The 2,441-nt window shown below is 63.2% G+C and carries 3 protein-coding genes; all 3 read left to right on the top strand.

Annotated elements, in window-relative coordinates:
* The coding region (locus QZ378_RS12690; RefSeq protein ID WP_291258530.1) for a branched-chain amino acid ABC transporter permease at nt 1–717 on the top strand (717 nt) is incomplete at its 5' end.
* Between the two features lie 10 nt (nt 718–727).
* Nucleotides 728–1,804, top strand: a complete 1,077-nt coding sequence (locus QZ378_RS12685) for a branched-chain amino acid ABC transporter permease (RefSeq protein ID WP_108981485.1) — start codon at nt 728–730, stop codon at nt 1,802–1,804.
* A gap of 19 nt (nt 1,805–1,823) precedes the next feature.
* A partial coding sequence (locus QZ378_RS12680; protein ID WP_291258531.1) for an ABC transporter ATP-binding protein occupies nt 1,824–2,441 on the top strand: 618 nt, incomplete at its 3' end.

Here is a 2,441-nt window from a genome sequence, read left to right as displayed (position 1 = left end):
CTGGTGGTTCCCGCCCTGGCTGGTACGGTGCTGGCCATGGTGGTGTGCACCGTGCTGGGCATCACCATCGAGCGGCTGGCCTACAAGCCCCTGCGGCAGGCCACCTCCCTGGCGGTGCTCATCACCGCCATCGGCGTGAGCTACTTCCTCCAGAATGCGGCCCAGCTCCTGTGGTGCTCCAGCCCCAAGGTATTTACCCCCGTGGTGAGCCCGTCCGCCAAGCTGACCCTGTTTGACGGCCAGCTCTCCATCTCCTGGCTGACCATCGTGACCGTCCTGGTGTGCGTGGCCATCATGCTGGCCCTCACCGCCTTTACCGGCCGCACCAAGATGGGCAAGGCCATGCGGGCCTGCTCGGAGGACAAGGCGGCGGCCCAGCTCATGGGCATTGACGTCAACCGCACCATCTCCATGACCTTTGCCATCGGCTCCGCCCTGGCGGCCATCGCGGGCGTTCTGTTCCTGTCCACCTACACCAGCCTGACCCCCACCACCGGCTCCATGCCCGGCATCAAGGCCTTTACCGCCGCCGTCTTCGGCGGCATCGGCTCCATCCCTGGGGCCATGCTGGGCGGCATCCTGCTGGGCATCATCGAGATCTTTGCCAAGGCCTTCAACACCAACATCTCCGACGCGGTGGTCTTTGCCGTCCTGATCGTGGTGCTGCTGGTCAAGCCCTCCGGACTGCTGGGCAAGTATGTGCCCGAGAAAGTGTGAGGTGACCGATATGAAAACACGTTCCCTCCGCCGCAAGCGCCTTTTCGGCAATCTCCTCACCTACTGTATCGTTGCTGCCGCCTTTGTGATCCTTCAGCTTCTCAATGCCGGCGGGATGCTCTCCCCCTCCCTTCAGGGGCAGTTGGTCCCCATCTGTGCCTATGTCACCATGGCTGTGGCACTGAACCTGGTGGTGGGCATCTCCGGCGAGCTGAGCCTGGGCCACGCCGGCTTTATGAGCGTGGGTGCTTTCTCCGGCGTGGTGGCCTCCATCTCCCTCCAGGAGCTGATCCCCATGGGCCCCCTGCGCCTGCTGGTCTCCATGCTCATCGGCGCCTTCTTTGCCGGCATCGCCGGCGTCATCGTGGGCGTCCCCGTCCTGCGCCTGCGGGGCGACTATCTGGCCATCGTCACCCTGGCTTTCGGCGAGATCATCAAAAACATTATCAACATCCTCTATGTGGGCGTAGACGAGAACGGCCTCCACTTCTCCACCTCCAGTGAGGCGGCCCTCAACCTGTCTGAGACCGGCAAGGCCATCCTGAAGGGACCCATGGGAGTCACGGCCAACGTGAAGCTCTCCTCCTTCACCGCAGGCTTTCTGCTGGTGATGGTAGCCCTCATCGTGGTCCTCAACCTGGTGAACAGCCGTTCCGGCCGGGCCATCATGGCCCTGCGGGACAACCGCATCGCCGCCGAGAGCGTGGGCATCAGCGCCACCAAATACAAGCTGATGGCCTTTGTCACCTCCGCCGTGCTGGCTGGAGCCGCCGGCGCCCTCTATGCCATGAACTACTCCTCCATCGCCGCCAAGAAGTTTGACTTCAATACCTCTATCCTGATCCTGGTCTACGTAGTGCTGGGTGGACTGGGCAACATCCGGGGCTCGGTCATTGCTGCCGCCCTGCTCTATGTCCTGCCCGAGCTACTGCGTGATTTCTATGACTACCGGATGCTGATCTACGCCATCGTGCTGATCCTGGTGATGCTGGCCACCAACAACGAGCGCTCCAAGGAGTTTTTCTCCTCCCTGCGCCGGAAGATATTGGGCCGCGGCACCGAGAAAGGAGGCGCTCAGAATGGCTAAGGAATTTAAGAAAGGCAAGATGGTCCCCGTCCCCAGCCACTCCATCGTTCCTGAGCGGGATGTGAACAAGCTCCCCGTTCTGGAGTGCCAGCACCTGGGCATCGACTTCGGCGGCCTGACCGCCGTGAACGAGTTCAACCTCACCATCGGCCGCACAGAGATTGCCGGCCTTATCGGCCCCAACGGCGCGGGCAAGACCACGGTGTTCAACCTGCTCACCAAGGTGTACCAGCCCACCCGGGGCACCATCCTGCTCAATGGCAAGGACACCCACGGCATGAGCACTGCCCAAGTCAACCGGGCCGGCATCGCCCGCACCTTCCAGAACATCCGCCTGTTTTCCAACCTGAGTGTGGAGGACAACGTGAAGATCGGCCTGCACAACCAGATCCGCTACCCCATGTGGGACGGCGTGCTCCGCCTCCCCAAGTTCTGGAAGCAGGAGAAGCTGGCCCGAGAGAGCGCCATGGAGCTGCTCTCCATCTTCGACATGCAGGACCTGGCCCACCACCAGGCCGGCTCCCTGCCTTACGGCGCACAGCGCCGCCTGGAGATCGTCCGGGCCCTGGCCACCAACCCCTCCCTGCTGCTGCTGGACGAGCCGGCGGCGGGCATGAACCCCTCGGAGACGGCGGAG

Source organism: Flavonifractor sp., from assembly GCF_019422385.1.
Lineage (GTDB): Bacteria > Bacillota > Clostridia > Oscillospirales > Oscillospiraceae > Flavonifractor > Flavonifractor avistercoris.
This window is presented reverse-complemented; position numbering and strand designations above follow the sequence as displayed.